The organism is Streptomyces sp. ADMS (genome assembly GCF_033441795.1).
Lineage (GTDB): Bacteria > Actinomycetota > Actinomycetes > Streptomycetales > Streptomycetaceae > Streptomyces.
The window spans coordinates 1-13020 of sequence record NZ_JAVFVX010000063.1 but is presented as its reverse complement, the minus strand read 5'-3'; the positions used below and the strand labels follow the sequence as shown (position 1 = coordinate 13020).

At 66.7% G+C, this 13020-nt stretch carries 7 protein-coding genes; 1 reads left to right on the top strand and 6 read right to left on the bottom strand.

What is annotated here, in order from left to right:
* Positions 1-20 precede the first annotated feature (20 nt).
* A complete protein-coding gene (locus RB628_RS25290) occupies positions 21-1532 on the top strand; it encodes a M48 family metalloprotease (protein ID WP_318322820.1) in 1512 nt (503 codons plus the stop codon).
* Positions 1533-1617: 85 nt separating this feature from the next.
* Here RB628_RS25290 and RB628_RS25285 read toward each other — a convergent pair whose 3' ends face one another.
* From RB628_RS25285 to RB628_RS25260, 6 genes are all read right to left on the bottom strand, one after another.
* Positions 1618-5517 (bottom strand): DNA-directed RNA polymerase subunit beta', encoded by a 3900-nt coding sequence (locus RB628_RS25285; protein WP_318322819.1) that lies wholly within the window; start codon positions 5515-5517, stop codon positions 1618-1620.
* Positions 5518-5615: 98 nt separating this feature from the next.
* The gene (gene rpoB / locus RB628_RS25280) at positions 5616-9098 is read right to left on the bottom strand and encodes a DNA-directed RNA polymerase subunit beta (protein WP_318322818.1); all 3483 of its coding nucleotides are present in this window, start codon (positions 9096-9098) and stop codon (positions 5616-5618) included.
* Positions 9099-9692: 594 nt separating this feature from the next.
* The gene (rplL, locus tag RB628_RS25275; RefSeq protein WP_318322842.1) at positions 9693-10076 is read right to left on the bottom strand and encodes a 50S ribosomal protein L7/L12; all 384 of its coding nucleotides are present in this window, start codon (positions 10074-10076) and stop codon (positions 9693-9695) included.
* A gap of 110 nt (positions 10077-10186) precedes the next feature.
* On the bottom strand, positions 10187-10717 hold the full coding sequence (gene rplJ / locus RB628_RS25270) for a 50S ribosomal protein L10 (RefSeq protein WP_318322817.1): 531 nt from the start codon (positions 10715-10717) through the stop codon (positions 10187-10189).
* A 295-nt stretch (positions 10718-11012) separates the two neighbouring features.
* The gene (locus RB628_RS25265) at positions 11013-11849 is read right to left on the bottom strand and encodes a DUF1396 domain-containing protein (RefSeq protein WP_318322816.1); all 837 of its coding nucleotides are present in this window, start codon (positions 11847-11849) and stop codon (positions 11013-11015) included.
* A gap of 57 nt (positions 11850-11906) precedes the next feature.
* The gene (locus RB628_RS25260) at positions 11907-12809 is read right to left on the bottom strand and encodes a hypothetical protein (RefSeq protein WP_318322815.1); all 903 of its coding nucleotides are present in this window, start codon (positions 12807-12809) and stop codon (positions 11907-11909) included.
* Positions 12810-13020 lie beyond the last annotated feature (211 nt).

Sequence of the window (13020 nt, the reverse complement as noted above, 5' to 3'; positions counted from 1 at the left end):
CCCGCACGTGAAGGAAGACCATGACGCAGCCACCCTCGTCACCACCGGAGTACCCCGAGCCCTCCGCCCACTCCCCGGTCCCACCGCCGTACCCCGAGCAGCCCGCCCCCGCATACCCGGAGGCCGCACAGCAACCACCCCAGTACCCGGGCGCCGCCCACCCAACGACCTACCCGAACCCGGCCCAACCACCCCCGTACCCGCACGCCCAACCCCCGACCCACGCGGACACACCCCCGCCACCCCACTCCCCGAACCCAGCCCAACCACCCCCGTACCCGAACCCGGCCCCGCCCCCCTCGTACCCAGGCGCGCCCCAACCACCCCAGCACTCGGACGCCGCCCAACCCCCCTCGTACCCGAACCCGGCCCAACCCCCGCCCCACCCGGGATCAACCCCCACCCCGGCCCCGACCCAGCCCCTCGTCTACCCAGCCGCGGCCCCCACCCAGCCCCCGCCGCCCTACCCCCAGGCGGCCGACCCGCCCATCCCCCCGCAGTACACACCCCCGCAGCAGCCCCCAACCACCGCCTCCGCTGCGCCCACCACCTTTCCCACGCCCCCGGGACCCCCTACCGAGCACCCCCACCACATCCCCACCGACCGCGGCCGCGTCCACATCTCCGCCCACCAGCGCCGTACCGACGCCACCGCCGTGGGCAACCTCCTCCTCTACCTCCCGAACTTCCTCTGCAGCCTCCTCGTCGTCAGCATGTTCTCCCTCTTCTTCGGCGACCTCGCGTTCCTCGTGATCATCGCCTGGATACTGAGCGGCGCACTCGTGTTCCACCGGCCCACCGAAAGCGCCCTCGCGCGCCGTTTGCTCCATCTGCGCTACCCCACTCCGCAAGAACGAGCCAAACTGGAACCGGTCTGGCGGGAGGTCACCGCCCGGGCGGGCGTCGAGGGACGCAACTACGAACTCTGGGTCGAGGACAGCGACGGCCTGAACGCGGTCGCCGCCGCCGGCCACATCGTCGGCGTCACCCGCTTCGCCATGAACGAGCTGCCCAACGGCGAACTCGCCGCCGTCATGGCACACGAGCTGGGCCACCACGTCGGCGGCCACGCCTGGTCCGGGCTCCTCGGCTACTGGTACGCACAGCCGGGCCGTATCGCCTGGCGAGTCCTGCGCGCCCTCTCCGTGATCGTCTTCAAGGTGTCCCGCGCCTTCTCCTGCTTCGGCGTCGGCTTCGTCCTGCTCGTCCTCGGCAGCATCGCCATGGCGACCGTCAGCACCCTGTACGGCCTGCCCCTGCTGATCCTCGGCGTGCCCTACGCCCTCGCCGCCGTCGGCCGCCGCGCCGAACTCCGCGCCGACGAGCACGCGGCGGCCCTTGGCTTCGCCCCGATGCTGGCCGCCGTACTCGACAAGCTCCACCAGGAGGAGCAGCGCCGGACGGCCACCCTCGCCGCGCTGAACGGCGGGGTGCCGCCGGAGGAGAGCCCGCTGAGCAAGCTGCTCTCCTCGCACCCGGACTACCACACCCGGCTGCACCACCTGCAGCCGTACCTGCACCAACAGCGCTGAGCACACGCCGAAGGGCGGCCACCCCGCAACCGGGGTGACCGCCCTTCGTACTGCCAACCAGCAACTACCAACCAGCGACTACCGCCTACTGGTTGTAAGGACCGTAGTCGTAGTCCTCCAGCGGAACGGCCTGGCCGGAGCCCGTGCCGAACGGCGAGTAGTCGATGTCGTCGTAGCCGACGGCCGAGTACATCGCGGCCTTGGCCTCCTCGGTCGGCTCGACCCGGATGTTGCGGTAGCGGGACAGACCCGTACCCGCCGGGATGAGCTTACCGATGATGACGTTCTCCTTGAGGCCGATGAGACTGTCGGACTTGGCGTTGATCGCCGCGTCCGTCAGCACTCGGGTCGTCTCCTGGAAGGAGGCGGCCGACAGCCAGGATTCCGTCGCCAGCGAGGCCTTGGTGATACCCATCAGCTGCGGACGGCCGGAGGCCGGGTGGCCGCCTTCCTGCACCACACGACGGTTCTCGGTCTCGAACTTGCCACGCTCGACCAGCTCGCCGGGCAGCAGCTCGGCGTCGCCGGACTCGATGATCGTCACGCGGCGGAGCATCTGCCGGATGATGATCTCGATGTGCTTGTCGTGGATCGACACACCCTGCGAGTTGTAGACCTTCTGGACCTCGCCGACCAGGTGGACCTGGACCGCGCGCTGACCGAGGATCCGCAGCACGTCGTGCGGGTTGGTGGCACCGAAGGTGAGCTTCTGACCCACCTCGACGTGGTCACCCTCACGCACCATGACCTTGGCGCGCTTCGAGATCGGGAACGCCGTCTCGTCGCTGCCGTCGTCCGGGGTGATGACGATCTTCTTGGTCTTCTCGGTCTCCTCGATACGGACGCGGCCGGCCGCCTCCGAGATCGGGGCGACACCCTTGGGCGTACGAGCCTCGAAGAGCTCGACGACACGGGGCAGACCCTGGGTGATGTCGTCACCGGCCACACCACCGGTGTGGAAGGTACGCATCGTCAGCTGGGTACCGGGCTCACCGATGGACTGGGCGGCGATGATGCCGACCGCCTCACCGATGTCGACCAGCTTGCCGGTGGCCAGCGAACGGCCGTAGCACATGGCGCAGGTGCCGACAGCGGACTCGCAGGTCAGGACCGAGCGGGTCTTGACCTCCTCGACGCCGTGCTTGACCAGCTCGTCGATGAGTACGTCACCGAGGTCGGTGTTGGCCGGGGCCAGCACGCGTCCGTCGATGGTGATGTCCTCGGCCAGCGCACGGGCGTACACCGACGTCTCGACGTTCTCGGTCTTGCGCAGCACACCGTCGTCGCCACGCTCGGCGATGGCCAGCTTGAGGCCGCGGTCGGTGCCGCAGTCCTCCTCGCGGATGATGACGTCCTGCGAGACGTCCACCAGACGACGGGTGAGGTAACCCGAGTCGGCGGTACGCAGGGCGGTGTCGGCGAGACCCTTACGGGCACCGTGGGTGGAGATGAAGTACTCCAGCACGGACAGGCCCTCGCGGAAGGACGCCTTGATGGGACGCGGAATCGTCTCGTTCTTGGCGTTCGACACCAGACCACGCATACCGGCGATCTGCCGCATCTGCATCATGTTTCCTCGGGCACCCGAGTCAACCATCATGAAGATGGGGTTCGTCTTGGGGAAGTTCGCGTTCATCGCCTCGGCAACCTCGTTGGTCGCCTTGGTCCAGATCGCGATGAGCTCCTGCGTGCGCTCGTCCTTGGTGATCAGACCGCGCTCGTACTGCTTCTGGACCTTCTCGTCCTGCGCCTCGTAGCCCTTGACGATCTCCTTCTTCGCCTCGGGAACGACGACGTCGGAGATGGCCACGGTGACGCCGGAGCGGGTCGCCCAGTAGAAGCCGGCCGCCTTCAGGTTGTCGAGCGTCGCCGCCACGATGACCTTGGGGTAGCGCTCGGCGAGGTCGTTGACGATCTCGGAGAGCTGCTTCTTGCCGACCGAGTAGTCGACGAACGGGTAGTCCTCGGGCAGCAGCTCGTTGAAGAGCGCGCGGCCCAGGGTCGTCCGCAGCCGGAAGGAGTCACCCTGCTGCCACTCGGGCTCGCCCTCCTCGCGGGCCGGCGGGGTCCAGCCGCGCGGCGGGATGGTGCCCACCGGGAAGCGGATGTCGACGGCCGACTGGAGCGCCAGCTCGCCGGCGTCGAACGCCATGATCGCCTCGGCGGAGGAGCCGAACGCGCGGCCCTCGCCCTTGACGTCACGCAGTTCACCGTCGGTGGTGAGGAAGAACAGACCGAGGACCATGTCCTGGGTCGGCATCGTCACCGGACGGCCGTCGGCGGGCTTGAGGATGTTGTTCGAGGACAGCATCAGGATGCGGGCCTCGGCCTGCGCCTCCGCGGAGAGCGGCAGGTGGACGGCCATCTGGTCACCGTCGAAGTCCGCGTTGAACGCGGTGCAGACGAGCGGGTGGATCTGGATGGCCTTGCCCTCGACCAGCTGCGGCTCGAAGGCCTGGATGCCGAGGCGGTGCAGGGTGGGAGCACGGTTCAGCAGAACCGGGTGCTCGGCGATGACCTCTTCGAGGACGTCGTACACGACCGTGCGGCCGCGCTCCACCATGCGCTTGGCGCTCTTGATGTTCTGCGCGTGGTTCAGGTCGACCAGGCGCTTCATCACGAACGGCTTGAAGAGCTCCAGCGCCATGGCCTTCGGCAGACCGCACTGGTGCAGCTTCAGCTGCGGACCGACGACGATCACGGAACGCGCGGAGTAGTCCACACGCTTGCCGAGCAGGTTCTGACGGAAACGACCCTGCTTGCCCTTGAGCATGTCACTCAGGGACTTCAGCGGGCGGTTGCCCGGACCGGTGACCGGACGGCCACGACGACCGTTGTCGAACAGTGCGTCGACGGCCTCCTGAAGCATGCGCTTCTCGTTGTTCACGATGATCTCGGGCGCACCGAGGTCGAGAAGCCGCTTCAGACGGTTGTTCCGGTTGATCACACGGCGGTACAGGTCGTTCAGGTCGGAGGTCGCGAAGCGGCCACCGTCCAGCTGCACCATCGGGCGAAGGTCCGGCGGGATGACCGGGACGCAGTCGAGGACCATGCCCTTGGGGCTGTTGGAGGTCTGCAGGAAGGCAGACACGACCTTCAGCCGCTTCAGCGCACGGGTCTTCTTCTGGCCCTTGCCGGTACGGATGATCTCGCGGAGGCGCTCGGCCTCCTCGTCCAGGTCGAAGGACTCCAGGCGCTTCTGCAGCGCCGCGGCACCCATCGAACCGTCGAAGTAGGTCCCGAAGCGGTCGCGCAGCTCGCGGTAGAGCAGCTCGTCGCCCTCCAGGTCCTGGACCTTGAGGTTCTTGAACCGGGCCCACACCTCGTCGAGCCGGTCGATCTCGCGCTGCGAACGGTCCCGCAGCTGCTTCATCTCCCGCTCGGCACCTTCGCGCACCTTGCGGCGTACGTCGGCCTTGGCGCCCTCGGCCTCCAGCTCGCCCAGGTCGCTTTCCAGCTTCTTGGCGCGGGCTTCGAGGTCGGAGTCACGCCGGTTCTCGATCTGCTGCCGCTCGACGGAGACGTGCGCCTCCAGGGAGGGCAGGTCACGAGTACGGCGCTCGTCGTCGACGTACGTGATCATGTACGCCGCGAAGTAGATGACCTTCTCAAGGTCCTTCGGGGCAAGGTCGAGCAGGTAGCCCAGCCGCGACGGAACGCCCTTGAAGTACCAGATGTGGGTGACGGGAGCGGCGAGCTCGATGTGGCCCATCCGCTCACGGCGCACCTTGGCGCGCGTGACCTCGACGCCACAGCGCTCACAGATGATGCCCTTGAAGCGGACACGCTTGTACTTGCCGCAGTAGCACTCCCAGTCCCGGGTCGGACCGAAGATCTTCTCGCAGAAGAGTCCGTCCTTTTCGGGCTTGAGCGTGCGGTAGTTGATCGTCTCGGGCTTCTTGACCTCGCCGTGGCTCCACTGACGGATGTCGTCAGCGGTGGCCAGACCGATCCGGAGCTCGTCGAAGAAGTTGACGTCGAGCACTATGCGTCAATCCCTCTCAGGGTTGTAAGTCATGGGGTCTGATACGGGGGTCCTGGGGCCGGCAGGCCTTGATCGCTCAAGGCCTGCCGAAACTCCCGTCAGACCTCTTCGACGCTGCTCGGCTCACGCCGGGACAGGTCGATGCCGAGCTCCTCCGCCGCGCGGAAGACGTCCTCGTCGGTGTCACGCATTTCGATGGACATACCGTCACTGGACAGCACCTCCACGTTGAGGCAGAGAGACTGCATCTCCTTGATGAGCACCTTGAAGGACTCGGGGATGCCGGGCTCGGGGATGTTCTCGCCCTTGACGATGGCCTCGTAGACCTTCACGCGGCCGGTCACGTCGTCGGACTTGATGGTCAGCAGCTCCTGGAGGGCGTACGCGGCGCCGTATGCCTCCAGCGCCCACACCTCCATCTCACCGAAGCGCTGGCCACCGAACTGGGCCTTACCACCCAGCGGCTGCTGGGTGATCATCGAGTACGGACCGGTCGAACGCGCGTGCAGCTTGTCGTCGACCAGGTGGTGGAGCTTGAGGATGTACATGTAACCGACGGAGACGGGCTCCGGGAACGGCTCGCCGGAGCGGCCGTCGAACAGCGGCGCCTTACCGGTCGGCAGCACCATGCGCGAGCCGTCGCGGTTCGGGATCGTGTGGTTCAGCAGACCCGCCAGCTCGTCCTCACGCGCACCGTCGAAGACGGGGGTGGCGACGTTGGTGCCGGGGGCGACCACGTCGGCCTCGATGGCCTGGAGGCGCTGCGCCCAGTCGTCCGCGAGGCCGGAGACGTCCCAGCCGCGACTGGCGAGCCAGCCGAGGTGGATCTCCAGAACCTGTCCCGGGTTCATTCGGGACGGCACACCCAGCGGGTTGAGGATGATGTCGACCGGAGTTCCGTCCTCGAGGAACGGCATGTCCTCGATCGGAAGGATCTTCGAGATAACACCCTTGTTGCCGTGGCGGCCGGCGAGCTTGTCACCGTCCGTGATCTTGCGCTTCTGCGCCACGTAGACGCGAACCAGCTGGTTCACGCCCGGCGGCAGCTCGTCGCCTTCCTCACGGTCGAAGACGCGGACGCCGATGACCTTGCCGATCTCGCCGTGCGGCACCTTCAGCGAGGTGTCACGGACTTCGCGCGCCTTCTCACCGAAGATCGCGCGGAGCAGACGCTCCTCGGGGGTCAGCTCGGTCTCGCCCTTCGGCGTGACCTTGCCGACGAGGATGTCACCGGCGACGACCTCGGCACCGATACGGATGATGCCGCGCTCGTCGAGGTCGGCGAGGACCTCCTCGGAGACGTTCGGGATGTCCCGGGTGATCTCCTCGGGGCCGAGCTTGGTGTCACGGGCGTCGACCTCGTGCTCCTCGATGTGGATCGAGGAGAGGACGTCGTCCTGGACGAGGCGCTGCGACAGGATGATCGCGTCCTCGTAGTTGTGACCCTCCCACGGCATGAAGGCGACGAGCAGGTTCTTGCCCAGCGCCATCTCGCCTTCCTGGGTGGCCGGCCCGTCGGCGAGAACCTGGTTCTCGACGATCCGGTCGCCCTCGTCCACGACAACCTTCTGGTTGACCGAGGTGCCCTGGTTGGAGCGCGAGAACTTCGCGACGCGGTACGTGGTGTACGTACCGTCGTCGTTGGCGACGGTGATGTAGTCCGCGGAGACCTCCTGGACGACACCCGCCTTCTCGGCCTTGATGACGTCACCGGCGTCGACCGCGCAGCGGTACTCCATGCCCGTACCGACGAGGGGGGCCTCGGCGGTGATCAGCGGCACGGCCTGGCGCATCATGTTCGCGCCCATGAGGGCACGGTTGGCGTCGTCGTGCTCCAGGAAGGGGATCATCGCGGTCGCGACGGACACCATCTGACGCGGCGAGACATCCATGTAGTCGACGTCGTCGCCCGGGATGTAGTCGATCTCGCCGCCACGGCGGCGGACGAGAACGCGGGACTCCTCGAAGCGCATGTCCTCGGAGAGGATCGCGTTGGCCTGCGCGATGACGAAGCGGTCCTCTTCGTCGGCGGTCAGGTAGTCGACGTCGTCGGTGACGACACCCTCGACGACCTTGCGGTACGGGGTCTCGACGAAGCCGAACGCGTTGACCCGGCCGTAGGAGGCGAGCGAGCCGATCAGACCGATGTTCGGGCCTTCAGGGGTCTCGATCGGGCACATGCGGCCGTAGTGCGAGGGGTGCACGTCACGGACCTCGAAGCCGGCCCGCTCACGGGAGAGACCACCCGGGCCAAGAGCCGACAGACGGCGCTTGTGGGTGAGACCCGACAGCGGGTTGTTCTGGTCCATGAACTGCGACAGCTGGCTGGTGCCGAAGAACTCCTTGATGGAGGCGACGACCGGCCGGATGTTAATCAGGGTCTGCGGCGTGATCGCCTCGACGTCCTGGGTCGTCATGCGCTCGCGGACGACACGCTCCATACGCGCCAGACCCGTACGGACCTGGTTCTGGATGAGCTCGCCGACGTTGCGCAGACGACGGTTGCCGAAGTGGTCGATGTCGTCGGTCTCGACGACGATCGTCGTGCCGTTGTCGCCAACGGTCTCGGTCTCACCGGCGTGCAGCTTCACCAGGTACTTGATCGTCGAGATGATGTCCTCGACGGTCAGCACACCGGCGTTCAGCGGGGCCTCGCCGCCCAGCTTCTTGTTGACCTTGTAACGGCCGACCTTGGCGAGGTCGTAACGCTTCGGGTTGAAGTACAGGTTCTCCAGAAGCGTCTGCGCGGCCTCACGGGTCGGCGGCTCGCCAGGACGGAGCTTGCGGTAGATGTCGAGCAGCGCGTCGTCCTGGCCCTGGGTGTGGTCCTTCTCCAGGGTGGCGCGCATCGACTCGTACTCGCCGAACTCCTCCAGGATCTGCTCGGTCGTCCAGCCGAGAGCCTTGAGGAGGACGGTGACGGACTGCTTGCGCTTGCGGTCGATGCGGACACCGACCATGTCGCGCTTGTCGATCTCCATCTCCAGCCAGGCACCCCGGGAGGGGATCACCTTGGACGCGAAGATGTCCTTGTCGGACGTCTTGTCGATGGAGGAGTCGAAGTAGACACCCGGCGAACGGACCAGCTGCGACACCACGACACGCTCGGTGCCGTTGATGACGAAGGTGCCCTTGTTGGTCATGAGCGGGAAGTCGCCCATGAAGACCGTCTGGGACTTGATCTCACCGGTCTCGTTGTTGGTGAACTCGGCCGTGACGAAGAGGGGCGCGGAGTACGTGAAGTCACGGTCCTTGCACTCGTCGATCGAGTTCTTCGGAGGCTCGAAGCGGTGGTCGCGGAACGTCAGGGACATCGACCCGGAGAAGTCCTCGATCGGGGAGATCTCCTCGAAGATCTCCTCCAGACCGGACTTGGTGGGGACGTCCTGTCCGCTGTCCAGAGCCGCCTCGACACGAGCCTTCCACGCGGCGTTACCGAGCAGCCAGTCGAAGCTCTCGGTTTGCAGCGCAAGGAGGTTCGGAACCTCGAGAGGCTCCTTGATCTTTGCAAAGGAGATGCGCAGCGGGGCAGTGCTGGCGCCGTAGTTCGTATTCGCGGAGGCAGTGCGCGAGGCGGCCAAGAGGGGGTCCTTCCGAGGGCTCGGACTCACTACGCGCGTACCGGCCCCCCACAGGGGCACAGAGACGGGCATTCACGATCCAGCCGGAAAAGGCCAGGTCGGAGAAGGTCCGATCGTCGGTGCTCAAGCGAGGGCATGCCCCTGGTGACGGGCAGGAGGCAGCTAACAGGCAGCGCAAAGGGTCAGTGTAGCCAATTGGCCCACTGATGTCCAGCGCGGGTTTTTGAAGACCCTCGTTGCTCTCAACCCCTGCTGCAAGCCACGCCCTCGATGCACATCGATACTTCCCTCTTCGCCACCGATCCATGCCTCGGATCCGGATCGTTGTGACGACGCGTCCTGAGAATTGCGCGCTACGTGCAGTTCGTCAAGGCCTCCATACCCAAACCCGGTGCTGCCATCGTCACGTGCGGCACGTCACCAGGGGCGTTCGGAGGCACGACGAAGATCACCTTACTCGCCGTCACCAAGCCTGCAAGGCAGCCACGAACCGACCCCTCGAACGCCGAAGAGCGACCACCCAGATGGATGATCGCTCTTCGCTGCGTCAGCGTTACAGGGCTACGGATAGCCCCGCGTCAGCCGCAAGTCGAGTTACTTGACCTCGACGGAGGCGCCGGCGGCCTTGAGGGACTCGGCAGCCTTCTCGGCGGCCTCCTTGGCGACCTTCTCGAGAACGGGCTTCGGGGCGCCGTCCACGAGGTCCTTGGCCTCCTTCAGACCCAGCGAGGTCAGCTCACGCACGACCTTGATGACCTGGATCTTCTTCTCGCCGGCGCCCGTGAGGACGACGTCGAACTCGTCCTGCTCCTCAGCGGCCTCGACCGGGGCACCCGGGGCACCGGGGGCGGCAACGGCGACGGCCGCGGCGGCGGTGACGTCGAACTTCTCCTCGAACGCCTTCACGAACTCGGAAAGCTGGATGAGGGTCATGGTCTCGAACTCGGCGAGCAGTTCGTCCTGGGTGAGAGCCACGATGGCTTCCTTCCACTAATTCGGCTGGTGCCGGGATGTACATGTCTGGCGGGCGTACGTTCGGCCCGCTACGACCTCCGCCTCAGGCGGCGGCGGTCATTTCGCGAGCCGAATTACTCGGCACCGCCCTGCTCGGCCTGCTTGGCGCGAAGAGCGTCCACGGTGCGGACGAGCTTCGAGGGAAGCGCCTGGAAGAGCTGAGCAGCCTGAGACTGCTTGCCCTTGAAGGCACCCGCCAGCTTGCTGAGCAGAACCTCGCGGGACTCGAGGTCCGCAAGCTTCTTGATCTCGTCGGCGGACAGCGCCTTGCCGTCAAGGACACCGCCCTTGATGACGAGGTTCGGGTTGTCCTTGGCGAAGTCACGAAGACCCTTCGCCGACGTCACCGGGTCACCGGAGATGAAGGCAACCGCTGTCGGACCGTTGAACAGGTCGTCCAGCGTGGAGATCCCGGCCTCGTTGGCCGCGATCTTGGTCAGCGTGTTCTTCACCACGGCGTACTGGGCGTCTTCACCGAGCGAACGACGCAGCGTCTTGAGCTGCGCCACGGTGAGACCCCGGTACTCGGTCAGCACGGCGGCGTTCGAGCTGCGGAACTGGTCCGCGAGCTCGGCTACCGCGGCAGCCTTGTCGGGCCTTGCCATGAGCGTGGCCTCCTTCCGGGTGATGAGGACCGCTCGCAAGGAGGCTGGGAAAGCGAAACGCCCCGGCGCAGGCGCACGGGGCGTGAACTCGACCAAACGAATTCCGTGAGCGGAGTCCGTCCGGGAGCACTTCCACAGTCACCTGCGCGGGTCGTCCGCAGTACAGCGGATCCTTCGGCCACCAAGCCCTCTTGCGAGGACACAGCGACGACCAGCGGTCTTTGGCTTCTGCATGAGAGTACGTGAACGGCTCGCCGACAAGCAAATCCGCCCGAACGGAGCAGCTACGGGTGGCTCAGCCTGCCTGGGCGTCCTTCATCATCGCCGCCAGATCCATGACGTCCTCGGCGGGCGGGGCGGCGATCGTCACCGACTTGTTGAGGTCGTCGAAGGTGATGGTCATGTCCAGGGGGCCCTTGTCGGCCTGACCGCGCATACGGAACTGCTTGGTGAGCTCGTCCTCGCCGATCCACATGTCCATCGTGAACTTCTCGATGCCCAGCTTCTCGTACTGCTCAAGGCTCTTCTCGCGCTGCTCGCGGGTCGCCTTGTCCTCGGCCTTGAGGGACTCGCGGAACTCGTCGAGGGAGACCGTGCCCTGGTAGTGGGTGGTCTTCACCCCGTCCACGGTCTCAGTGCCGACCTCTTTCACGTCCTTGGAGCCGGTGAGGAAGGTGGACTCCTGGGCGGGGTTCTTGTCGGCCTGTCCGGCGGCCCCGAGGGACTCGCCGCCGCCCGCCTCGCCCAGCGCGCCCAGGTCGAACTTGATCCAGCTCTTGCCGTCCATCTCCTTGGCGGCGGCCGCGCCCCCGCCTATGAACATCGCCTTGTCGACGAGACGGATCTCGGCGGTGCCGTCCGCGCCCTGGTCGAGGGCCGTGATCTTCATGCTCATGGCCACGTCGGGCTTGAGCCGCATCTTGGCATCGGCCTCGACCCGGCCCTCCTCGGGCGTCTTGCCGGTCATCCGGTAACTGAGGGAGGTGATGTCCTCCACGTTCTTCGCCGCCTTGGCGACAGCCGCAGCCGGCGTCATCTTCGGCGACTCCTCGGTGTCCCCCTTGGAACAGGCGACGGCGCCCGTGCCGATAAGCAGCACAGCGAGACCTACACGTACAGAAGAAGCACCCATGATTCCCCCCAAGGAACATTGTGAACACACGGTCGATTCACAGAAACGACCGTGAGCCTAACCCGGTGAGGCGGACGAGGCTCCTGAATTCCCCAACAGGTCCTTGAAGTCAGCGGTGTCCCCGCCCTCCGGCGCCTTGACCGTCGCCTTCACGCCATACGCGCTGTAGTAGGCCGTCGAGGACATCCGCCCGCTCGACAGCTCACCCTGCTCGACCTTCTTGACCAGCAGGTTCCGGTCGTTGACCCAGATGTCGACCGTCTCGGTGGTGACGCCGGCCTGGACGAGCTGGTCCCTGAGGGCGGAGTCGGCCAGGGCCGCCACGTCCACCGTCCCCGAGTAGTGCGTCGTACGCTCCCCCCGCACCGTCTCAGTCCCGGCCCTGCGGGCGTCACCGGAGGCAAGCAGGAGCTCGACCGGCTGGATCGGGGCGGTGTTGCGCAGTTGGTCCTTCAGATACGTTCCCGAGCCGCCGGGCAGGTCCGCCAGGTCGTCGTAGCCATACCTGATCCAGTGCTTGCCCCGCATCTGGGCGGCGAACTTGTCGCCGACCTTGGCGTAGTAGGCGTCGGGCAGCAGCCGGGCCTCCATGGACGAGCTGTTGAGCGCCCGCATGGACTCGGCCAGCTCCCCGCCGGTGTAGGTGATGCTGAGCCTGCCGACCGGCTCGCCGGCCCAGCCGAGGACGCCGGCCGTCCGCATGGAGAGCAGGTCGCCCATGACGGAGGAGGAGCTGACCCGGGCGGAACCGGCCCGCTCGGTGGCCTTCTCGACAGCGGCAAGAGCGGCGGCCGTACGGGCGTCGAGGCGGCCCGCGCCAGGGGTCTGCCCGGCGCCCCCGTCGTCGGGTTCATCGGAGAAACTGCACGCCGACATCGCCACGCACAGCGCGGCGGTCACCACGACCGGCCGGACCCCCCGCTGTAGGCGCCCTATATGCCGTACGCCGCTGTCCCTCATCCGTCCCCCGCCCCCTCGTACACCCCGTGATCTTCACGCTAACGGTTCCCGAAGACTGAGCGGGAACGAGTCCTGTTGCCAGGACCCATGCTCAGTCGAACGCCCCGACGGTGTCGGGCGCTCTGGTGGCCCGCGTTCACTCCGCGTCCGGCGCCGACGGATCGTGTCCGTGGTCCGGGGATGCGGGGGCGGGTTCCCTCACGCCCAGGAA